At 71.3% G+C, this 20,428-nt stretch carries 20 protein-coding genes; 9 read left to right on the top strand and 11 right to left on the bottom strand.

All coding sequences use genetic code 11. The annotated features are described in order from the left end of the window. Positions 1-39 precede the first annotated feature (39 nt). The 3 genes from HDA32_RS20885 to dapF form a co-directional block, all read right to left on the bottom strand. Complete coding sequence (locus tag HDA32_RS20885; protein ID WP_312863433.1) at positions 40-1,701, bottom strand: ABC transporter family substrate-binding protein; 1,662 nt, start codon at positions 1,699-1,701, stop codon at positions 40-42. Positions 1,702-1,949: 248 nt separating this feature from the next. After that, on the bottom strand, positions 1,950-2,933 hold the full coding sequence (locus HDA32_RS20890) for an ABC transporter permease (RefSeq protein WP_179644821.1): 984 nt from the start codon (positions 2,931-2,933) through the stop codon (positions 1,950-1,952). 21 nt (positions 2,934-2,954) lie between these two features. Further along, positions 2,955-3,782, bottom strand: a complete 828-nt coding sequence (dapF, locus tag HDA32_RS20895; protein WP_179644822.1) for a diaminopimelate epimerase — start codon at positions 3,780-3,782, stop codon at positions 2,955-2,957. A gap of 257 nt (positions 3,783-4,039) precedes the next feature. On the opposite strand from dapF, the gene miaA reads away from it, so the two are divergent. Beyond that, a complete protein-coding gene (gene miaA, locus HDA32_RS20900; protein WP_312863269.1) occupies positions 4,040-4,978 on the top strand; it encodes a tRNA (adenosine(37)-N6)-dimethylallyltransferase MiaA in 939 nt (312 codons plus the stop codon). 36 nt (positions 4,979-5,014) lie between these two features. Here miaA and HDA32_RS20905 read toward each other — a convergent pair whose 3' ends face one another. Together HDA32_RS20905 and HDA32_RS20910 are read right to left on the bottom strand one after the other, a co-directional pair. Then, a complete protein-coding gene (locus HDA32_RS20905) occupies positions 5,015-5,167 on the bottom strand; it encodes a hypothetical protein (RefSeq protein ID WP_179644824.1) in 153 nt (50 codons plus the stop codon). Between the two features lie 133 nt (positions 5,168-5,300). Then, positions 5,301-5,981: a class III extradiol dioxygenase subunit B-like domain-containing protein gene (locus HDA32_RS20910; protein WP_179644825.1), complete on the bottom strand. Its 681-nt coding sequence runs from the start codon at positions 5,979-5,981 to the stop codon at positions 5,301-5,303. A 143-nt stretch (positions 5,982-6,124) separates the two neighbouring features. Here HDA32_RS20910 and HDA32_RS20915 point away from each other — a divergent pair, with 143 nt between their 5' ends. Beyond that, the gene (locus HDA32_RS20915; RefSeq protein ID WP_179644826.1) at positions 6,125-6,853 is read left to right on the top strand and encodes a TetR/AcrR family transcriptional regulator; all 729 of its coding nucleotides are present in this window, start codon (positions 6,125-6,127) and stop codon (positions 6,851-6,853) included. 21 nt (positions 6,854-6,874) lie between these two features. Continuing rightward, positions 6,875-8,146 (top strand): cytochrome P450 family protein, encoded by a 1,272-nt coding sequence (locus HDA32_RS20920; protein ID WP_179644827.1) that lies wholly within the window; start codon positions 6,875-6,877, stop codon positions 8,144-8,146. A gap of 49 nt (positions 8,147-8,195) precedes the next feature. On the opposite strand, the gene miaB is transcribed toward HDA32_RS20920, so the two are convergent. After that, a complete protein-coding gene (gene miaB, locus HDA32_RS20925; RefSeq protein WP_312863434.1) occupies positions 8,196-9,665 on the bottom strand; it encodes a tRNA (N6-isopentenyl adenosine(37)-C2)-methylthiotransferase MiaB in 1,470 nt (489 codons plus the stop codon). 255 nt (positions 9,666-9,920) lie between these two features. Between miaB and HDA32_RS20930 the strand changes: the two genes are divergently transcribed. The 5 genes from HDA32_RS20930 to HDA32_RS20950 all read left to right on the top strand — a co-directional run bounded on the left by HDA32_RS20930 (position 9,921) and on the right by HDA32_RS20950 (position 15,653). Continuing rightward, positions 9,921-10,664, top strand: coding sequence for an amino acid ABC transporter ATP-binding protein (locus tag HDA32_RS20930; protein ID WP_179644829.1), 744 nt, complete (start codon positions 9,921-9,923; stop codon positions 10,662-10,664). 81 nt (positions 10,665-10,745) lie between these two features. Then, positions 10,746-11,582 (top strand): glutamate ABC transporter substrate-binding protein, encoded by an 837-nt coding sequence (locus HDA32_RS20935; protein WP_179644830.1) that lies wholly within the window; start codon positions 10,746-10,748, stop codon positions 11,580-11,582. 85 nt (positions 11,583-11,667) lie between these two features. After that, positions 11,668-12,342, top strand: a complete 675-nt coding sequence (locus HDA32_RS20940; protein WP_179644831.1) for an amino acid ABC transporter permease — start codon at positions 11,668-11,670, stop codon at positions 12,340-12,342. Further along, positions 12,339-13,340, top strand: a complete 1,002-nt coding sequence (locus tag HDA32_RS20945; protein ID WP_179644832.1) for an amino acid ABC transporter permease — start codon at positions 12,339-12,341, stop codon at positions 13,338-13,340. The genes HDA32_RS20940 and HDA32_RS20945 overlap by 4 nt, the downstream gene beginning before the upstream one ends. 180 nt (positions 13,341-13,520) lie before the next feature. Beyond that, positions 13,521-15,653, top strand: a complete 2,133-nt coding sequence (locus HDA32_RS20950) for a prolyl oligopeptidase family serine peptidase (RefSeq protein ID WP_179644833.1) — start codon at positions 13,521-13,523, stop codon at positions 15,651-15,653. 40 nt (positions 15,654-15,693) lie between these two features. Here the strand turns inward: HDA32_RS20950 and HDA32_RS20955 are convergent, their stop codons facing one another. Both HDA32_RS20955 and HDA32_RS20960 read right to left on the bottom strand, forming a co-directional pair. Further along, positions 15,694-16,125: a type II toxin-antitoxin system VapC family toxin gene (locus tag HDA32_RS20955; RefSeq protein WP_179644834.1), complete on the bottom strand. Its 432-nt coding sequence runs from the start codon at positions 16,123-16,125 to the stop codon at positions 15,694-15,696. Beyond that, positions 16,122-16,367, bottom strand: a complete 246-nt coding sequence (locus tag HDA32_RS20960) for an antitoxin (RefSeq protein ID WP_179644835.1) — start codon at positions 16,365-16,367, stop codon at positions 16,122-16,124. The genes HDA32_RS20955 and HDA32_RS20960 overlap by 4 nt, the downstream gene beginning before the upstream one ends. A 202-nt stretch (positions 16,368-16,569) precedes the next feature. Here HDA32_RS20960 and HDA32_RS20965 point away from each other — a divergent pair, with 202 nt between their 5' ends. Further along, the gene (locus tag HDA32_RS20965; protein WP_179644836.1) at positions 16,570-16,746 is read left to right on the top strand and encodes a hypothetical protein; all 177 of its coding nucleotides are present in this window, start codon (positions 16,570-16,572) and stop codon (positions 16,744-16,746) included. On the opposite strand, the gene rny is transcribed toward HDA32_RS20965, so the two are convergent. The 3 genes from rny to recA all read right to left on the bottom strand — a co-directional run bounded on the left by rny (position 16,683) and on the right by recA (position 20,307). Continuing rightward, positions 16,683-18,269 carry a ribonuclease Y gene (gene rny / locus HDA32_RS20970; RefSeq protein WP_179644837.1) on the bottom strand — a complete coding sequence of 529 codons (1,587 nt, stop codon included), beginning with the start codon at positions 18,267-18,269 and terminating at the stop codon, positions 16,683-16,685. The genes HDA32_RS20965 and rny overlap by 64 nt on opposite strands. 348 nt (positions 18,270-18,617) lie before the next feature. Next, complete coding sequence (gene recX / locus HDA32_RS20975) at positions 18,618-19,190, bottom strand: recombination regulator RecX (RefSeq protein WP_246334438.1); 573 nt, start codon at positions 19,188-19,190, stop codon at positions 18,618-18,620. Next, entirely contained in the window at positions 19,183-20,307 is a 1,125-nt protein-coding gene (recA, locus tag HDA32_RS20980; protein ID WP_179644838.1) for a recombinase RecA, read from the bottom strand. Before recA ends, recX begins: the two co-directional genes overlap by 8 nt. Between the last annotated feature and the right edge of the window lie 121 nt (positions 20,308-20,428).

Consider the following 20,428-nt stretch of genomic DNA (forward strand, 5'->3'; position numbering starts at 1 on the left):
CCGACCGGGGCCCGCGTCCTTTCCGGCCGGGCGCCGGTCTCAGCCGGTGAAGCCGATGTCGGCGTAGTCGAGCCTGCCGAAGCCGGGGGCGCCGATGTTGGCGAGGGAGCCGCGCACCGCGACCAGTTCCGGGCGCTGGTAGAGCGGGAGGGTGTGGCCGGCCTCCCAGAGCAGGCGGTCGGCCTCGTTGATGTGCTCGATCGCCTCGGAGGGGTCCAGGCTCTCCATGGCATCGGTCATGGCCGCGTCGATCTCGGGCGAGCCGATGCGGCCGACGTTGCCGCGCCACTGGGGCGCTTCTTCGTCGTCGACGGTGGCGTCCGACCACTGCAGCAGGGACTGCGAGACCGGGAAGCCGCTGCCGTTGTTGACGAAGGAGACCATGTCGTAGTTGCCCGGCACGATGTAGTCGCTGAACAGATGGTCGCCGGGCACACTCTCGATCTCGACCCCGATCCCGACCTCGCCCAGCATCGCCTGCACCAGCTCGGCCTCGTTGAGCGCCGGGGCGTAGCCCTGAGGCACGGTGAAGCGGAGGGCGAGCGGTTCCCCGTCCTTGGTCCGCACGGCGTCGGCGCCTTCGCCCTCCAGCGCCCAGCCGGCCTCCTCCAGCAGTTCGGCCGCGCGCTCGGGGTCGTGCTCCCCCCAGGCGCCGCTGTTGTCCGCGTAGCCCTCCTGGTTGGCGAGCAGGAAGTGGTTGTCGAGCACGTTGGGCGACCAGTTCATGGCGCTGAACGCCGACTCGGCGATGGCCCGCCGGTCGATGGCGAGGAAGATCGCGTGCCGGACGTCGACGTCGGAGAGACCGGGGCTCTGCCCGTTGAGCGTGATGTGCCGGTAGTCGGGGGCGAGGGCCGCGCGGATCTCCCCGTCGGAGGCGCCGCTGATCCGCTCGTAGGAGCCGGGGTCGATGGGCATCGTGTAGACGTCGATGCCGCCGTCCAGGAAGGCGGCGTCCAGCGCCTCGGGGGCCAGCGAGCGGTAGATGATCCGGTCGAGTCTGGCCGGCGCGCCCCACCAGTCGTCGTTGCGGACCAGGGTGATCGTCTGGGCGGTGCGGTCGATGCCGCCGACCTCGAAGGGGCCGGCCGTCACCGGTATGTCGCCGGCGTAGCCCTCGTTGAAGCCCTCCGGGGTTTCGGTGTAGTCGGCGGGCAGCAGCAGGCGGAACAGCGAGGCGTAGTCGGCGAAGGGCCGCTCGAAGGTGATGACCACCTCGAACTCGCTGCGGCCCGGGGAGACGTCGGAGATCCGCTCGTATCCGGCCTCGCCGAGGATCTGGTGGCCGGAGTTCTCACCGGCCAGCGCACCGACCATGGCCGCGTAGTCGTACCAGGTGATCGGGTCGCCGGTGGACCAGCGCGCGTCGGGGTTGAGCCGCAGCGTCACGGTCTGCTCCGGCTCGGTCTGCACGGCGACCTCCTCGACGTAGTCGGGGTCGGGGTGGGCCTGTCCCTCGGCGTCGGTGCGGAACGGGGAGGGCAGCAGCCCGTCGAGCACGGTCTCGACGGTCCCCAGGTTGCCGTTGGCGTGGTGCGGGTTCCACTGGCCGGGGAACTCGTTGATGCCCCACCGCAGCGTGCCGCCGTCGGCGAGGTCCTCCCTGGCGACCGGCTTGGTCGCCGAGGGCGGCAGATCGGTGAGATCGGACTGGGGATGCGTCTGCGCGTCGCTCTGGCATCCGGTCGCGGCGACGGCCACTGCCAATGCCGAAACCCAGGCGAGGCACCTCCGGACATTGCCCACTCGCACCCGTCCCCCAATGCTGTGGTGCCTCCGGCGATGTACCGGCCACGGAGGACGTGGCCGGGCACCGGCCCGAGGGTAACGCGTCGCGATCAGCCGACCTAAACGCACTATTGGAACAATTGGGAAATAATACTGTGCCCGCGGACGCCCGGAGGAGGATGCGTGCACCGAATCGGCCCGGATTTCGGCTGCGCGCCGGGCTAACCGACGCGTATCCGCGGATCGAGCAGGTAGTGCGCCACATCCACGACCAGCGCGGCCGCGACCACGCACAGCGCGCTGAAGCAGCAGACCGCCGTGACCGCGTTGACGTCACCCCGGCCGACCGAGTCGAGCAGGAACTCCCCCACGCCGTGCCAGCCGAACACCTTCTCGGTGAAGACGGCCCCGGTGAAGAGCGCGGCGAAGGAGTAGCCGAAGTAGGTGACCGCGGGGATCAGCGCCGTTCGCAGGGCGTGCCTGACGAGAGCGGCGCGGCGGGTGAGCCCCTTGGCCCGGGCGGTACGCACGAAGTCGGCGCCGACCTGGTCGAGCATGAGGTTTCGCTGGTAGCGACTGTAGATGGCGATCTGCGGCAGCGCCAGGGTCAACGTCGGCAGGACCAGATGCTGGGCTCGATTGGCCAGTCCGGCCCAGAACCCGTCGGTCAGTCCCGGGGTGAACTCCCCGGTCGTGCGGAACACGTCGACCCCGGCGGCCTGATTGGCCCACAGCGCGGCGGTCTGCAGCGACACCGCGATGACCACGGTCGGGATCGAGATCACCGCGATCGCACCGACCGCGGAGACCCGGTCCACCGCGCCGCGTTGACGGCTGCCCGCCCACGCCCCCAGCAGTATCCCGGTGACGCTGCCCGCGGTGACGCCGATGGCCAGCAGCCGCAGGCTCACCCCGACGCGCCGAAGCATCTCCTCGTTGACCGACCGGCCGTCCCAGGTGCGGCCGAAGTCCCCGGCCAGGACATCGGCGGCCCAGGTGACGTAGCGCTCGGAGAGGGGGACCCGGTCGTTGAGGTTGTACCGGTCGAGGACAGCGTCCACGACGTGCGGCGGCGGGGGCGGCTGCTGCCCCTCGTAGTTGCTCCTCGGATCGAGGGCCGAGGCCGCGAGCAGGTAGGCGAGGCTGCAGACGGTGACCAGCAGCAGCGCGTGCCCCGCCAGCCTGCGCAGGAGGAATCGGCCCACTGCGCCCCCTCGCCTTTCGGATCAGCCGGACAGGAGCGCTGACCGGACCTCGCCCTCGGCCACGATGACGGCGGGTCCCCGCAGGCGGGCCCCCTCGGCGTCGAGAATCACGGTGCACTCGCCGCCCGGGACGCGGACCCGCCAGGTGGCGCCGCGCTCCTCGGGGGTCGCCGCGGCGGCCGCGGCGACGATGCCGGTGCCGCACGACCGGGTCTCCCCCGCTCCGCGCTCGTACACCCGCATCTCCAGCACGTCCGGCCCGACCTCGTGGAAGACCTCGACGTTGGCGCCGTCGGGGAAGGCGGCCGGGTCGAGCTCCGGCTGCGCGGTCAGGTCGATCTCGGCGACCGGGCGGTCCACCCGGCAGGCCAGGTGCGGATTGCCCACCGAGATCCGTCGGCCGTGCACGACGTCGCGCGCCAGCACCGCCGACCCCTCGCCCAGCGCCGTGACGGGCCCCATGTCAACGGTGATGTCGCCGTCGTCCTCCACGGTGACGCGCCGCGCTCCGGCGCGGGTGCCGACACCGAACGCGTGCTCGGCGAGGTGGCCGGAGTCGATCAGGTAGCGCGCGAACACCCGCACGCCGTTGCCGCACATCTCGGCGACGCTGCCGTCGGCGTTGCGGTAGTCCATGAACCACTCGCAGGACTCGGCGGTCGCGGCCCCCTCGGGGAGCGGCTCGCCGAGCGCCTTGGTCCGCACCACGCGCAGGACGCCGTCTCCGCCGATGCCGGCGCGGCGGTCGCACAGCGCGGCGACCCGGGCGGGGGTGAGATCCAGCGCACCATCGGGATCCGGGAGGATCACGAAGTCGTTCTCGGTGCCGTGGCCTTTGGCGAAGCGCATGCTGATCATCCTAGATCGTTGTCGGGGGAAGGTGGGGACTGTTTCCAGGCCCTGCCGGACCCGTGGTGACCTGATGAGGCTGTTGCCGGACGCTTCGCACCCGACGACGGCCTTCCCACGTCATGCGGCCCTGCATGGAGGACCGCGGCCGCAGCTCTCCGACTCCGGTCAGCGATCCGGGAGAACCGGACGCTCAGGTACGTGCTCGCCGGGCCGCGCACGTCCGGGCACGGCCGCCGCGCTGCCACACTGGAGGGGTGAGCAGAGTGATCGCGGTCGTCGGGGCGACCGCAGCGGGCAAGTCCGACCTGGGTGTCGATCTGGCGCTGCGGCTCGGCGCCGAAGGCGTCACGGGCGAGATCATCAACGCCGACTCCATGCAGCTCTACCGCGGCATGGACATCGGCACCGCGAAACTCACCGTGGCCGAGCGGCGCGGAGTCGTCCACCACCTGCTCGACATCTGGGACGTCAACGAGACGGCCAACGTCGCCGCCTACCAGCGCATGTCCCGCGCCCTCATCGACGGTCTGCGCACCGCCGAGCACGTTCCGGTCCTGGTCGGCGGCTCCGGCCTGTACGTCCGCGCGGCACTGGACAACCTGGACTTCCCCGGGACCGATCCGGTCCTGCGGGACCGGCTGGAGGCCGAGCTCGCCCGGGTGGGGCCGGATCCGCTGCACGCGCGGCTGGCCGAGCGCGACCCCGCCGCGGCCGATGCGATCCTGGCGAGCAACGGTCGGCGCATCGTGCGGGCGCTGGAGGTCATCGAGCTGACCGGTCGGCCGTTCACCGCGACCATGCCGGAGCACGTCTCCCGCTATCCGTGCGTGCAGATCGGCCTGGAGGTGCCCCGGCCCGAGCTGGACGACCGGATCGAACGCCGCGTCGAGCACATGTGGGCGGCGGGCCTCGTCGACGAGGTGCGCGCGCTGGAGAAGGCCGGGCTGCGCGAGGGCAGGACCGCGTCGCGGGCGCTGGGGTACGCGCAGGTGCTGGACCTGCTCGCCGGGGAGTGCGACGAGGCGACCGCGAAGGCCGAGACCGTCCGGGCCACGCGCCGCTTCGCGCGGCGGCAGGAGTCGTGGTTCCGCCGCGATCCGCGGGTGCACTGGCTGCCCTACGACGCCCCCGACCTGCTCGACCGGGCGATGGCGCTGGTCGAATCCGACCCCGGCGGCCCGCTCGCGGACTGAGGCCCCGTCGACGCCCGCACAGCGGCCTGCCGGATGTCACACGGACATGCTCATCCCCGCCTCCTCCGCCGCCTTCGAGACCGCCTTGGCCTCCTCGTCGGACAACCGGAAGGAGGCCCTCAACGACAGCGGTCGAGCCGGCGTGAGATCGACCTCCTCCCCAGTCCCCCAGGAGCTCGGACTCGTCATGCTGTGCGTAGAGCTCCTCGGCCGCGGCCTTCGTGGCGTGTTCGTCCTTCATCAGATCCTTCAAGCCGCAATAGGGCAAGCCGTTCCGTCCTCAACCAGGTCGAAGGCGATTCGCGAAGGCGGGGGCGGCTCTTCAGCTCCACAGCGCGACGAAGTAGCCCACGCCGTAGGGGGCCTCGTGGGCGAGGAGGGTTCCGGTGAGGCCTGCGCCGTCGGCGGCTCCGGCGAGGGTCTGCCAGGCGGCGCGGCCGGCGGCCATCAGTTCGCGGGCGAGGACCGGGTCCAGCGCGGACAGGGCGCCGACGTCGGCCCCGGCCAGCGCGTCGGCGACCCCGGTGTCGTAGCCGGCGGCCCGCTCGTCGATGTGGCCCGGTGACCGCTCGGTGCGCCGTGCGCTGCCGTCGCCCATCACCAGCATCGCCACCCGGGGCGCGCTGCGGGCCAGCTCCGCGCCTGAGACGAGGCACTCCTCGGAGCGCGCGGCGCGGTCCACCTCGACGTAGGCGTCGGGGGCCGCTCCCGCCCGCTCGGCCAGCCAGCGCCCGACGGTCAGCGGGAGCGGCAGCACCGCCGGGGCCGGGCCGACCCCGATGTCCACCCCGTGGGCGATCAGGCTCCCGCCGGCGTCGGCGCCGTGCCGCGCGGCGCGCTCGCCCGCCCCGACCACCACCAGCCGGTCCGGCTCGGCGGCGACCAGCGCGGCGACGGCCCGGTCGCAGGCCGCCCGCAGGGCGTCGAGTTCGGGCGCCGCGGCCCCCGCCACCTCGGGCAGGAGCAGCGGCGGGTGCGGGCATACGGCGGCGGTGATCAGCACAGGGCGAGGTTACCGGGCCGCCCCTTGACGCCTCCCGAGACCGGCCCTTGCCGCCGCGCCTCCCCGCGCCTATCTTTGACTGTGTGACCGGATTTGAAATCCGGTCACACAGTCAAAGATCCGGCGGACACGAGGAGATCCCGTTGCGGCTCAGCGATTCACCGAAGGCGTCCGGGGACGCCCAGCGCGTCCGGCGCGCGGAGCGGATCCTCGACGCCGCCGGCGAGCTGCTCGTCTCCTGGGGCTACCGGCGCGTCACCATCGATGAGGTCGCCCGCCGCGCCGGCGTCGGCAAGGGCACCGTCTACCTGCACTTCGCCACCAAGGAGGCGCTCTTCCTGACGGTACTGATGCGCTCCCAGCTCGCGATGGCCGAGCGGGCCGTGCAGAGAATGCGGACGGATCCGTCCAGTGTCCTGCTGAGCAACATGGCCCGCTCCGCCTACCTCGAAGTGCAGCGGGATCCCATGGTCCGCGCCATCCTCACCGGCGACACCGAGACCCTGGGCTCACTGACGCGCAGCGCCTACGAGACCGCCGGGGAGCTGCTGGAGTTGCGCGAGCGCACCGTGGACGGATATTTCGACGCGCTCCGCGAGCACGGTGCGCTGCGCACGGACACCCCCAGAGACCTGCAACGACACGCGTTCACCGCCATCGTCATGGGGTTCCTGCTGGTCGACCCGATCCTTCCGCCCACCGGCCACGACACCGGCTCCAAGGCCGACTCGCTCGCACAGGTCGTGCACTCGGCCTTCGAGCTGTCCGACGACCCCGGACCGCTACGTGCGGCGGCGCCCGAGGTCATCGAGCTCTACCAGCGCCTGCTGGATCGACTGCGCGAGGAGATCGGCAGGCGGAAACTCACCTGACGCCCGATGGAGGGCACCACGATGAGCACCACGACCGAACCGGGCGCCGCCCGCCCCGGCGGCGAATTCAGCCTGACCGACCCCGAACTGCTGACCGACCCCTACGGCACCGTCGCCCGCATCAGGGAGCGGGGCGCGGCCGTGCGCGCCCGGTTCATGGACGGCTCCCTGATTTGGCTCTTCACCCGGGACGCCGAGGTCAGGACCGTGCTGAACGACCCCCGCTTCGTCGTCGACCCGGCGTCGGTCCCCGGCCACCGGGCGCCCAACACGCGCGTCGACGTCATGCGGGCCATGGGGATCACCGAGGACATGATCCCCTACCTCACCGAGGGGATGCTGGACCGCGACGCCCCCGACCACACCCGGCTGCGCAAGCTCGTCTCCCGCGCCTTCACCGTGCGCCGCGTCTCCGAACTGCGGCCCCGCGTGGAGGAGATCACCGAGGGGCTGCTCGACGCGCTGCCGGCGCACGCCGAGGACGGCGTCGTCGACCTCGTCGAGCACTTCGCCTACCCGCTGCCGATCACGGTCATCTGCGAAATGGTCGGCGTGCCCGAGGAGGACCGCCCGCTGTGGCTGGAGTGGAGCCACGCCCTGTTCTCGATGCGGCCCGAGGAGATCGAGCCCACCATGTGGGCCATGGTCGACCACATCAGGGGGATGATCGAGCGCCGCCGCGCCGCCCCCTCCGACGACCTGCTCGACGCGCTGATCCGGGTGCAGGACGACGACGGCGACCGGCTCAGCGAGACCGAACTCATCACCATGGTGTTCACCCTGGTCATCGCCGGCCACGAGACCACGGCGCACCTCATCGGCAACGGCACCGCCGCGCTGCTGACCCACCCCGACCAGATGGCCCTGCTGCGCGGGGATCCCGGTCTGCTCCCCGCCGCGGTGCACGAGCTGCAGCGGTGGTGCGGCCCCATTCTGATGACCCGGCTGCGCTACGCCGCAGAGGACCTCGAACTGGGCGGCGTGCGGCTCTCGGCGGGCGAGCCGGTGCAGGCGATGCTGGTGGGCGCCAACCGCGACCCGCGGCACTTCTCCGACCCGGAGCGCCTCGACCTCATGCGGCGGCCCCCTGGATGCGGCGAGCAGCACGTCGGATTCGGGCACGGCGCACACTACTGCCTGGGCGCCGCGCTGGCCCGGCAGGAGGCCGAGGTGGCCTTCGGCGCGCTGCTGCGCCGCCACCCCGACCTGGAGCTGGGCGTCGCGGAACAGGACCTGGAATGGCAGCCCGTACCGACCATGCGCCGCCTGGTCCGGCTCCCGGTGCGGATCTGAGATCCGCACGGCGGCGGCCCGGGAGCGCCCGGGTCGCCGTCGTCGCGTCTCAGGCGTCGCAGCAGCCGCCCGCCGCGGCGGCGGGCTCCGGCGCGGGTGCGCCGACCTTGGGCATGCCCAGCAGGACGCCCGGGGCCTGGGGCTCCCGGCCGTTGCGCACGGCCCAGGCGTCGCCGGCGCGGGTGCGCCGCACGCGGCGCACGCCGGAGTCGGCCACCAGGTGGTGCGGCGCGGCGTAGGTGACCTCGACCGCGGCCGTGTCTCCGGGGCGCAGGGAGGCCAGGGCCTCGTCGTCCACCCCGAAGTGCACCAGGCGGTTGTCGGGCGCGCGGCCCGACATCCGGCGGCGGTCGCCGTCCTTGCGCCCCTCGCCCTCTGCCACCAGCACCTCGACCTCGCGGCCGACGAGCTTCTTGTTCTCCTCCCAGGAGATGGCGTTCTGCAGTTCGACGAGGCGCTCGTAGCGCTCCTGCACGACCTCCTTGGGGAGCTGGCCCTCCATGGTCGCCGCAGGCGTGCCGGGGCGCTTGGAGTACTGGAAGGTGTAGGCCTGGGCGAAGCGCGCCTCGCGCACCACGTGCAGTGTCTCGGCGAAGTCCTCCTCGGTCTCGCCGGGGAAGCCCACGATGATGTCGGTGGTGATCGCGGCATCGGGCATGGCGGCGCGGACCTTGTCCACGATGCCGAGGAAGCGCTCCTGCCGGTAGGAGCGGCGCATCGCCTTGAGCACCCGGCTGGAGCCGGACTGCAGCGGCATGTGGAGCTGCGGCATGACGTTGGGGGTCTCGGCCATCGCCGCGATCACGTCGTCGGTGAAGTCGCGGGGGTGCGGGGAGGTGAACCGGACCCGCTCCAGGCCCTCGATCTCGCCGCAGGCGCGCAGCAGCTTGGAGAACGCCTCTCGGTCGCCGAACTCCGAGCCGTAGGCGTTGACGTTCTGCCCGAGCAGCGTGACCTCGATCGCGCCCTCGGCGACCAGCGCCCGGATCTCGGCCAGCACGTCGCCGGGGCGGCGGTCCTTCTCCTTGCCGCGCAGCGCCGGCACGATGCAGAAGGTGCAGGTGTTGTTGCAGCCCACGGAGATCGACACCCAGGCGGCGTAGGCGGACTCGCGCCGGGTGGGCAGGGTCGAGGGGAACGTCTCCAGCGACTCCTGGATCTCCACCTGGGCCTCGCGCTGCACGCGGGAGCGCTCCAGCAGGGTCGGCAGCGACCCGATGTTGTGGGTGCCGAAGACGATGTCGACCCACGGGGCGCGGCGCACGATCTCGCCGCGGTCCTTCTGGGCCAGGCAGCCCCCGACGGCGATCTGCATGCCCGGGTGGGAGTCCTTCACCGGGCGCAGGTGCCCGAGGTTGCCGTACAGGCGGTTGTCCGCGTTCTCACGCACCGCGCACGTGTTGAACACGACGACATCTGGCGTGGCGTCCTCGGCTGCGCGCTGGTACCCCGCGTCCTCCAGCAGGCCGGACAGGCGCTCGGAGTCGTGGACGTTCATCTGGCAGCCGTAGGTCCGCACTTCATAGGTACGACTCTGGCTCACCACTCCAGGCTAGGGGATGCGCACGCCGGGGCCGACCGCCCGTTCGCCCGTCCCCGGGCGCGGGAGGACGGACCACCCTAAAGCCGACCGCACTCGGTCACCAACACAGCCACCTAATCCTCTGATTTAATAACGTTTGTACAGATTTCGCCGTAACAAGTCTGCTACTCCCTTCTCCAAGGGGGTCCGCGATGGTGACAAGCGCACTCCCGGCCGACTAGTTTCCGCCTCATGACCGCAACTCCTCTCGTCGTGCTGGAGAACGTCAACAAGCACTTCGGCGACCTCCACGTGCTCCGCGACATCGACCTCTCCGTCCAACCCGGCGAGGTCGTCGTCGTCATCGGCCCGTCCGGATCCGGCAAGTCCACGCTGTGCCGCACCATCAACCGGCTGGAGACCATCGACGGCGGAACGATCAGCATCGACGGGCAGCTCCTGCCGAAGGAGGGGCGCGGCCTCGCCAGGCTCCGCAGCGACGTCGGCATGGTGTTCCAGTCCTTCAACCTGTTCGCGCACAAGACCGTGCTGCAGAACGTGACGCTGGGCCCCATGAAGGTGCTGAAGAAGTCCAAGGCCGATGCCGAGCAGCGCGGAATGGAACTGCTCACGCGGGTGCGCATCGCCGACCAGGCGGGCAAGTACCCCGCCCAGCTCTCCGGCGGTCAGCAGCAGCGGGTGGCGATCGCCCGGGCCCTGGCGATGAACCCCAAGGTCATCATGTTCGACGAGCCGACCTCCGCCCTGGACCCCGAAATGGTGCAGGAGGTGCTCGACGTCATGACCGACCTCGCCAAGGAGGGCATGACGATGGTCGTGGTCACCCACGAGATGGGCTTCGCCCGTCGGGCGGCCAACCGCGTGGTCTTCATGGCCGACGGCCAGATCGTCGAGGAGAGCTCCCCCGATGAGTTCTTCACCAATCCCCGCTCGGAGCGGGCCCGCGACTTCCTGTCCAAGATCTTGAGCCACTAGTCGGGCGATCCCCCGCACTCCAGACACCCCCGACTCCCCGCGCCACCGCCGGCGGAGCATTCACAGGAAGAGGTAACCATCATGCGAGTTCGTCGCATCAGTACCGCACTCGCCGGGGTGGCCGCGCTGGCGCTCGCCGTCACCGCCTGCGGCCCCACCGCCGGAGAGGGCGGCGGAGGAGGAGGCGAGGGCGGCGGTGACACGATCACCATCGGCACCAAGTACGACCAGCCCGGCCTCGGTCTGCTCGAAGGGCAGGAGCCGGTCGGCTTCGACGTCGACGTCGCCGAGTACGTCGCCGCCGAGCTCGGCTACGAGGAGGACCAGATCGAGTGGACCGAGGCCGCCTCGGCCAACCGCGAGACCTACCTCCAGCAGGGCACGGTCGACATGATCTTCGCGACCTACTCGATCACCGACGAGCGCAAGGAGGTCGTCAGCTTCGGCGGCCCCTACTACGTCGCCCAGCAGGACATCCTCGTCGCCGCCGACGACGACAGCATCAACACGCCCGAGGACCTCGCAGGCAAGACCCTGTGCTCGGCCTCGGGGTCGCGCTCCGCGTTCACCATCACCGAGACGATGGAGATCGACGCTCAGCTGCGCGAGGCCGGCAACTACTCCGAGTGCATGCAGTTGCTGACCAACGGCACGGTCGACGCGGTGACCACCGACAACGTCATCCTCGCCGGCTTCTCCTCCCAGCAGGAGGGCGAGTTCCGCCTGCTGAACGAGCCGTTCCAGGAGGAGCGCTACGGCGTCGGCCTGCCCAAGGACAGCGACATGTGCGAGGACGTCAACGCCGCCATCACCAAGATGTGGGAGGACGGCACCGCCGCCGAGCTCCTCGAGGAGCACTTCGGCCCGACCGGTCTGGATTACGCCACCGAGCAGCCGGAACTCGACGGCTGCGCCTAGGCCGCAGGCCATCTGACAACACGCGTACGACGCCGGCGGGCCACGGCAGCGGCCCGCCGGCGCAGCGCATGACCGGCTGGATTCCATGGAAGCTTTTCTCGGCAATATCGACTCCGTCATCGGCGGCTTCTCCTGGACCGTCCGACTGACGGTGATCAGCGCGGTGTTCTCGTTCGTCCTCGGCGTGATCCTCACGTCGATGCGGGTCTCCCCCGTGCCGTTCATGCGCGTGATCGCCACCGGCTACGTCGAGGTCGTCCGCAACACCCCGCTCACCCTCGTGCTGCTGTTCTGCGGCCTCGGTCTCAACAGCTCGCTCGGCCTCACCTTCAGCGAGACCGTGGCCTGGAACGTCTACTGGCTCGCGGTGCTCGGCCTGTCCGCCTACACCGCCTGCTTCGTGTCCGAGGCGCTGCGCTCGGGCGTCAACACGGTCCCGTTCGGGCAGGTCGAGGCGGCGCGCTCGCTCGGCCTCACCTTCACCCAGAACCTTCGGCTGATCGTGCTGCCCCAGGCGCTGCGCTCCACCATCGGACCGCTCGGCAGCGTCCTCATCGCGCTCACGAAGAACACGACGGTCGCCTCCGTGGCCGGACTCGGCGTGCAGGAGGCGTCCCGGGAGATGAAGCTGATGTTCGACCAGGGCGTGGTGCCGGTCATCCCGACGTTCGTCGGGTTCGCGATCGGCTTCCTCATCCTCACCCTGCCCATGGGCTACCTCTTCGGCTGGATGAGCAGGCGATTGGCGGTGGCCCGATGAAGCTCGCGCAGCAGAACGAGACCAGCAGGCTCTTCGACGCGCCCGGGCCCAAGGCCAAGGCCCGGCAGGGCGTCTACACCGTCGTGACCCTGATCGTCTTCGCGGCGGCGCTGCTCTGGGTGTACCTGCAGCTCGACGAGCAGGGCCAGTGGGACGCCGCCAAGTGGGAGCCGTTCCTGCGGCCCGAGACCTGGACCGCCTACGTCGTCCCCGGCATGCTCAACACGCTGTCGGCTGCGCTGCAGGCCGCCGTCCTCGCGATCGTCTTCGGGCTGGTGTTCGGCATCGGCAGGCTCTCGGAGCACTGGTGGATCCGGGTGCCGTGCGGCGCCGTGGTGGAGTTCTTCCGCGGCATCCCGCTGCTGATGATGATCTTCTTCCTCCTCGCGCTTCCGCTGGCGATCAACCAGCTCACCGGGCTGCCCGCCAGCTCCTTCCGGGTGGAGCCGCTCATGGCCGTCGTCGTCGGCCTGACGCTCTACAACGGCTCGGTGCTCGCCGAGGTGTTCCGCGCCGGCATCAACGCGGTTCCCAAGGGGCAGTCGGAGGCCGCCTACTCGCTGGGCATGAACAAGCGCAAGGTGATGTCGCTGATCCTGGTGCCGCAGGCGGTCACCAGCATGATGCCGGCGATCGTGGCCCAGCTCGTGGTGCTGCTCAAGGACTCGGCCCTCGGCTACATCGTGTCCTTCCCCGAGCTGCTGCGGAACTTCTCGCTCATCGGCACCCGCTTCAACAGCGTGATCCCCGCGGCCATCGTCTGCGCGATCATCTACATCGTCATCAACATCTCGCTGAGCCGGGTGGCCATCTGGCTGGAGCGGCGCAACGCCCGGCGCGGCCGGGCCTCCGCCCACATCGGTGAGGCCGCCATGACCGAAGAGGCCGTCGCGGGCGTCACCGCGTCGGGCAACATCGGCACCGTCGAACTGCACGAGCCGGACCGGCGGGAGAGACCGGACGGACCCGACAGGTCCGATCCGGACCGCCCCGCCTGACGCCCCTTTGACCGCATCCCCGTTCCGGAGCCGTCGCTCCGGGGCGGGGATCGCGCATTCGGCCCCGTGTGCGGCGACCGGAGGCCCCGCCGCACCGCCGCGGCTCATCACCGGCGGTACCGGTGGACCACTAAGGTCGTTATGTCCGCTGACCGTTATCCACGACCACAGGGCTTGGAAATGACCGACCGCGTGACGGCCCCTTACGGCGCCTGGCCATCGCCCATCACCGCGAGCGACGTCGCACGAGGAGAACGACGGCTGGGGTACCCCTCCGTCGTCGGCGAGGAGACCTGGTGGGAGGAGTCGCGTCCGGACGAGGACGGCCGCGTCACCGTCATGCACCGCGCGGGTGACGGAACCCTCACCGAGCTGCTGGACGCTCCGTGGAGCGCGCGCACCCGGGTCCACGAGTACGGCGGCCGTTCCTACCTCCCGATCCCGCGGCGCGACGACAAGGCGATCACCCGCTACGGGATCGTCTTCGCCGACTTCTCCGACCAGCGCCTCTACCTGCTGGAGAAGGGCGCGAAGGAACCGCGCCCGCTCACGCCCGAGCCCGAGGGGCCGTGCGCGCTGCGCTACGCCGACATGGCGCTGTGGCCCGACGGCAAGCGGCTCGTCTGCGTGCGGGAGCGCCACGACGGCGACGGGTCCGCCGTGAGCCGCGCGATCGTGTCGGTGCCGCTGTCCGGGCGCGCGGCCGAGGACCCCGGCGCCGTTCGCGAACTGGTGACCGGGGCCGACTTCTTCGCCTCCCCCACGCCCTCCCCCGACGGCCGGCACCTGGCGTGGGTCTCCTGGAGCCACCCGCGCATGCCGTGGGACGGCACCGAGCTGCGCGTGGGCTCCGTCGACGGCGACGGCGACGGCGTCACCGGCGCCTACACGCTCAAGGGCGGACCGACCGAGTCGGTGCTGGCGCCCCGCTGGCGCGACGACTCGGCGCTGTACTTCGTCTCCGACTGGCCCGGCTGGTGGAACCTGTACGAGATCGGCCTGCACGGCCCGGCCATGGCGCTCTACCCGGCCGAGGAGGAGTTCTCCCCGGCACCGTGGCGGCTGGGCACCGTGCCCTTCTGCGTGCTCGACGACGGCCGGCTGGTCGCCCTGCACGGCCACGCCGACCTGGACGTGGCGGTCTACGATCCGGAGACCGCCGACCTCGGCCCGGTCCGGACCCCGCTGACCGGCTGGCAGACCCTGGACTGCGACGGGAGCACCGTGGTGGGGCTCGCCGGCGCCGCGGGGACGCCGCAGAGCGTGGTGCGACTGGACCCGGCCACCGGGACGGTCGAGACGCTGCGCCGCGCGCTGGAGGACCTGCCGGAGGCCGGCTACCTGCCCGAGTCGCGGGCCGAGGCGCTGCCGGGCAGGTACGGCGGGACGGTGCACGCCATCGTCCACCCGCCGGCCAACCCGGCCGCGGCGGCCGACGGCCCGGCCCCCTACGTGGTGTGGGTGCACGGCGGCCCCACCGGCACGGCCGACAGTCGGCTGGACCTGGAGAAGGCCTACTTCACCAGCCGCGGCATCGGCATCATCGACGTCAACTACGGCGGGTCCGCCGGGTACGGCCGCTCCTACCGGGAGCGGCTGCAGCGGCAGTGGGGCGTGGTCGACGTCGAGGACGCGGCGGCCGCGGCCCGGGCGCTGGTGGAGCGGGGGGCCGCCGATCCGGAGCGGCTGGCGATCCGCGGCGGCAGCGCGGGCGGCTTCACCGCACTGCTCGCACTTACCGGCGACGCCTTCGCCTGCGGCGTCTCGCTGTACGGCGTCACCGACCTGCTGCGGCTGGCCGAGGAGACCCACGATTTCGAGTCGCGCTACCTGGACTCGCTGATCGGGCCGCTGCCCGGCTACGCGGCCACCTACCGCGAACGCTCCCCGATCAACCGCGCCGACGAGATCGACGTGCCGGTGCTGCTGCTCCAGGGGTCCGAAGACCCGGTGGTCCCGCCGGCGCAGGCGAGCGGGTTCGGCAGGGCGCTGGCCGAGCGCGGGGTCCCGCACGCCCACATCGAGTTCGAGGGCGAATCGCACGGCTTCCGCAAGGCGGACTCCCGTCGGCGGGCGCTGGAGGCGGAGCTGGCCTTCTACGGCGAGGTCTTCGGTTTCACCCCGCCCGGTGTGCCGGGGATCGAACTGGTGACGGAGCCTCCGGCTCGAACGGAGGAGGCGGAGGACGAGGCCGGACCCGCAGAGGAGGCCCAGGAGGCGGTGGACGAGGTCGAGCCCTCCGGGGAGGCCGGGGAGCCGGCGGAGCGGGCCGCGCCCGCCGAAGGGGCCGAACGGCCGGCGGAGCAGGGGTAGCCGCCCGCAGCGGATCGGCGCGCGGGTGGACCGTGCGCCCTCACTCCCCGATGAGGCCCTTCACCCCGGCCTCGTCGGGGAAGACGTGCGGGACGTCGGTGAAGGCCGCGAAGGCGCGGTCGGCCGAGACGAGGGCGGTCGCGCCGTTGGCGCGCGCCGCGGCGGCGAGCACGGAGTCGAAGGAACCGAGCCGGTCGTGAGCCTCGAAGACGGCGAGACCGCTGCTGAGCACGCCTTCTTCCACCATCAGCAGTGGCGAGAGCAGGGTCAGGTAATCTCCTGCGCGCGAAGCCGCATCGGATCTCGGTCGTCGCTTGGCCCGGATGTAGGCGAATTCCTGGATCACCTCTACCGTCGTCGTGGCCTCGATCGAACCGTCCGTCACGGCCTTGACCAGGCGACGGCATGGTTCCCGAAGGGGATGCTCCGATCCGACCGCGAAGACCAGCACCGTCGTGTCAAGAACGATCACGCTCGACGTCCCCTCAACTCATCGAGTTCTACGAGCAGTTCCTCGACACCACCGACCGGCATGGGATCGGCCGCGAGGATCCGCGCTCCTGCGGCCGCGCGCCTGCCCGCCGAAGCGGACAGTCCCCTGTCGATGGCCTCCCTGATGACTTCGTCAACGGGAGCATGGCGTTCGCGGGCGAGAGTGGCGACCCGCTCATAACGCTCTGGACCGAGCAGGTCCGCAATCCAATCCTCAGACATGAAAAACACGGTAGCCCGCGCGGCGCCCTCCCGGCCGGGAATCCACAGATCTTCTTTTCCTCCCGCTCGGCCCCGGCGGCCTGCGGAGAGTCCGAGCCCGGGAACCGGCTGCGCGGCGACTGCGTCGGAGCCCGGTCGCCCGCCACCGGTCACCACCGGGGGCGACACCGGTCCGCACCGTTCGACCAGGGCAGGAGAGCGTGTGATCATCTTCGTCGCCATCGGCCTGGCCGGCATCGCGATGCCGGTGCGGGCCCGCCACGTCGGCCGCACGATCGGCGCGGTCGAGGACGTGGCGGTCGTCGACACCGGTCTTCAGCGCGCGGTCTCGCTCGCCCTGGACTCGCGGATGACGGTCACCCGGATCTGGCCGGGGTAGGTGAGCTCCTCCTCGACCCGCTTAGCGATGTCGCGCGCGATCACCTGGGCCTGGACGTCGTCCACGGCCTCGGGTCTGACCATCACCCGGATCTCGCGGCCGGCCTGCATCGCGAAGACCTTCTCCACGCCCTCGTTGGCGCGGGCGATCTCCTCCAGCCGCTGGAGGCGCTCCACGTAGGCCTCCAGGGACTCCCGGCGCGCCCCGGGGCGGCCGCCGCTGATCGCGTCGGCGGCCTGGGTCAGCACGGCCTCGACCGTGCGGACCTCCACCTCGTTGTGGTGCGCCTCGATCGCGTGCACCACGTCCTCGGACTCGCCGTAACGGCGGGCGATCTCCGCGCCGATCAGCGCGTGGCTGCCCTGGACCTCGTGCGTCAGCGCCTTGCCGATGTCGTGCAGCAGAGCGCAGCGCCTCAGCAGCCGGGCGTCCATCCCGAGCTCGTCGGCCATCATCCCGGCCAGGTGCGCGGACTCGACGAGGTGCTTGAGCACGTTCTGGCCGTAGGAGGTGCGGTAGCGCAACTGGCCGAGCAGGGTGACCAGCTCGGGGTGTATATCGGTGATGCCGACGTCGACGAGGGCGTCCTCGCCCGCGCGCACGCACAACTGGTCGACCTCGGCCCGGCTGGCCTCGTGGACCTCCTCGATGCGGTGCGGGTGGATGCGCCCGTCCAGGACCAGCGTCTCCAGGGTCAGGCGGCCGACTTCGCGGCGCACCGGATCAAAACACGACAGCAGCACCGCCTCGGGGGTGTCGTCGATGATGAGGTTGACCCCGGTGACCGTCTCGAAGGCGCGGATGTTGCGGCCCTCGCGGCCGATGATGCGGCCCTTCATCTCGTCGCCGGGCAGGTGCACCACCGAGACCACCGACTCGGTGGTCTGCTCGGTCGCCAGGCGCTGGACGGCCAGGGTGATGATCTTGCGGGCCCGGGCGTCGCCGTTCTTGCGGGCGTCCTTCTCGATGTCGCGGACGATCAGCGCGGCCTCGCGCTTGGCCTGGTTCTCCACTTCGGCGACGAGCTCGGCCTTCGCCTCCTCGGCGCTGAGGGCCGCGGCGGCCTCCAGCACCGCGCGGCGCTGGTCGTCCAGGCGGGCGAGGTCCCGTTCGCGCTCGTCGAGGTGCTCCGAGCGCTCCTCGGCCCTCTCCCTGGCCTCGGTGAGCCGGCGGACCTCCTCGTCCAGCCGCTGCTCGCGCTCGGCGAGGCGGGACTCCCGCCGTTCCAGGTCCGTGCGCTGCTCGGCCAACTGGGCTCGGGCCGCGGCCTGCTCCTCCTCGGCCTCCGCACGCTGGTCGGCGACGCGTTCCTCCGCTGACCGGAGCTTCTCCGCCGCCTCGTTCTCGGCTGCGGAGCGAATGCGGTCGGCCTGCGCGCGGGCCTCGGCGAGTTCGTCCTGGAGGGCCCGCGAACGGCGCTCACGGGTGGCCAGGGCCGTCCGCAGGAGGAGGACGCCGGCGACGGCGAGCACGGCCACGAAGGCCAGCGCTCCCACGATCAGCGGGCCGGTCGCCCCGTCCATGGCCCCACCCCCAACCGTGCCTGCGGTCGCTAACCACTCCTCGTTCGTTTCGCGGCCGGCTTGCGAACGCGCATCCGTTGGTTGCCAGAAGCCACAGTCCTGCGCACGTCGGTGCGCACATCGTCCGCTGTGGATAGGGCTACCCGTCGCGCGCGGAGTTAACTCCTCACTGCCGTGAGGTTAGAGGGCGGTGGCCTGCGCGGGCAACCGGATCCGCCTCGGGAGGGGCCGGTTCCCCCTCGGCGCATACCACGCAAATACGCCATTACCAGGCACGCAGCGGCATTCGACCGCGATGGATCACCACTGGGTCACAAAATCGCCCCGGGTGTCCCCGCCGCGGACCGGTCAGTCGGGGTCGGGCTCGGGAAGCTCGACCTGGGCCCCTTCGGCCTCCAGCTCCTCCCGGACCAGGCGGTAGGCCAGGCCCGCGGAGTAGCCCTTGCGGGCGAGCATGCCCATGAGCCGACGGACGCGCACATCGGTGTCCTTGCCCCGGGTGGCGGCGAGCTTGCGGCGGACGAGACGGCGCGCCGCGGTCTCCTCCTGCTCGGGGCTGAGTTCGTCCACGGCGTCACGCACCGTCTCCTCCGCGACGCCGCGGTGCCGGAGTTCGGCCGCCAGTGCGCGCCGGCCGAGCCCGCGACCGGCGTGCCTGGAGTCGACCCAGGCCTCGGCGAACGCGGCGTCGTCGATGATCCCCGCATCGCTGAACCTGCCCAGCACGGATTCGGCGACGTCCTCGGGGATGTCCCGACGCCGCAGCGCCTGCGCGAGCTGGGCGCGGGTGCGCGGGGCCGAGGTGAGCAGCCGCAGGCAGACGCCGCGCGCCCTGGCCTCGGGATCGTCCTCCGACCGCGCGGCACTACCGGCCGGAGGAGCGTCTCGACCGTCGTCCTCGCTGAGCCGCGGATCAGCCATCCGCGGCCGGAACCGCCTTGCTCTTGGCGGTGCGCTTGATCGGGGCCGCCGGAGGCACGTCCTTGGCGGCCGCGGCCGCGGGCTCGGCCTCCGGTGCCACGCCGGAGGCGCTGTCGTCGCCGCCGGTGGGAACGCCCAGCTTGTCCTTGATCTTCTTCTCGATCTCGTTGGCCATGTCGGCGTTCTCGCGCAGGAAGTTGCGCGCGTTCTCCTTGCCCTGGCCGAGCTGGGTGCCCTCGTAGGTGTACCAGGCCCCGGACTTGCGCACGACCCCCTGCTCCACGCCGAGGTCGATCAGGCCGCCCTCGCGGCTGATGCCCACGCCGTAGAGGATGTCGAACTCCGCCTGCTTGAACGGCGGCGCGACCTTGTTCTTGACGACCTTCACCCGGGTGCGGTTGCCGACCGCGTCGGTGCCGTCCTTCAGCGTCTCGATGCGGCGGACGTCCAGCCGGACCGACGAGTAGAACTTCAGCGCCCGCCCACCGGTGGTGGTCTCGGGGGAGCCGAACATGACGCCGACCTTCTCGCGGAGCTGGTTGATGAAGATCGCCGTCGTCCCGGTCTGGTGCAGCGCGCTGGTGATCTTGCGCAGCGCCTGCGACATCAGACGGGCCTGCAGACCGACGTGGCTGTCGCCCATCTCGCCCTCGATCTCGGCCCGGGGCACCAGGGCCGCGACGGAGTCGATGACGATGACGGAGACCGCGCCGGAGCGGATCAGCATGTCGGTGATCTCCAGCGCCTGCTCACCGGTGTCGGGCTGGGACAGCAGGAGGTCGTCGGTGTCGACGCCGATCTTCTTGGCGTACTCGGGGTCGAGCGCGTGCTCGGCGTCGACGAAGGCCGCGATGCCGCCCAGCCGCTGGGCGCTGGCCACGGCGTGCAGTGCGACCGTGGTCTTGCCCGAGGACTCCGGACCGTAGATCTCCACGACCCGGCCGCGCGGGATGCCGCCGATGCCCAGTGCGACGTCCAGCGCGATGGCGCCGGTGGGAATCGACTCGATGGGTGGGCGGTCGTCATCGCCGAGGCGCATGACGGACCCCTTGCCGAATTGGCGCTCGATCTGCGCGAGCGCGGTTTCGAGAGCCTTCTCTCGGTCAGCAGCTGCCACGGGAAACCCCTGTTGGGTCGGTGCTTTCTTTTTCATGTCGAGGGCGACGCTACGCGGCCGTGGTGACAATTCGCGACGGCTCGCCTCACGTTGTGGACAACCGCTGGGCGGTCCTCCCGAC

Source organism: Spinactinospora alkalitolerans, assembly GCF_013408795.1.
Classification (GTDB): Bacteria; Actinomycetota; Actinomycetes; order Streptosporangiales; family Streptosporangiaceae; genus Spinactinospora; species Spinactinospora alkalitolerans.